Source organism: Nonomuraea sp. 10N515B (assembly GCF_052245915.1).
In the GTDB taxonomy this organism is placed as follows: domain Bacteria; phylum Actinomycetota; class Actinomycetes; order Streptosporangiales; family Streptosporangiaceae; genus Nonomuraea.
Genome location: NZ_JBQQBQ010000217.1, coordinates 1 through 903 on the forward strand (window position 1 = coordinate 1; position 903 = coordinate 903).

Annotated in this window: 1 protein-coding gene; it reads left to right on the plus strand. The window is 64.9% G+C overall.

The features are described from left to right. Positions 1–127: 127 nt before the first annotated feature. A complete protein-coding gene (locus tag ACTWQA_RS59120) occupies positions 128–892 on the plus strand; it encodes a transposase family protein (protein ID WP_443167521.1) in 765 nt (254 codons plus the stop codon). Positions 893–903 lie beyond the last annotated feature (11 nt).

Sequence of the window (903 nt, forward strand, 5' to 3'; positions counted from 1 at the left end):
GAGCCCATTCCACCGTGACGCTGCAGGTCACGGGTCCGTTGCAGATCATCATCCTTGATCCGCAACGCAGATAGCCCCTGGTAGAAGGGTTGTCGACCAAGATCAACCTTCACCACCAGGGGCCTGAGTGCTGTTCTACCGTGCCGCGCTGCCGTTGTCATCTCAGACGTTGACCTACCTGGCCGGCATCCTGCGCCGGAACCGGCAGGCGCTCAAGTCCACCAAGCGCCGTCTCAACCCCGGCCAGCAGGCCATGCTCGTGCTGGTCTACCTGCGCAAAGGGGAGACCTTCGCCGAGATCGCCGCCGGATTCGACGTCGGCACGGCCACCGCCTGGCGCTACGTCCAAGAGGCCGTCGCGCTCGTGGCCCAGCGCTCACCCACGCTGGACCAAGCCATCCGCGCCGCCAAGCGCACCGGATACGCGTTCGTGGTGCTCGACGGCACGCTCATTCCGATCGACCGCCTGGCCGCCGACCGGCCCTTCTACTCCGGCAAACACAAGAGACACGGCATGAACATCCAGGTCCTGGCCGCGCCAGACGGGACGCCGCTGTGGACCTCGGGATCACTACCCGGCTCGGTACACGACCTGAAGGCGGCCCGCATCTGGGGCATCATCCGCCGACTACAGGCCGCGAAACTGATCACACTGGCCGACAAGGCGTACGTCGGCGCAGGTGAGAAGGTGCTCGTCCCCTACAAGGGCCGTGATAAGCCGCAGTCCCAGAAGACAGCCAACTCCGCCCACGCCAGGCTCCGCGCTCCCGGCGAACGCGCGAATGCCGTCCTGAAGAACTGGCGCATCCTGCGCAAACTCCGCTGTTGCCCGCTACGTGCAGGTCAACTCGTCAAAGCAATCTTCGTCCTGCAAGCTCGCGAGGTGCGGTGAAAAACCTTCAC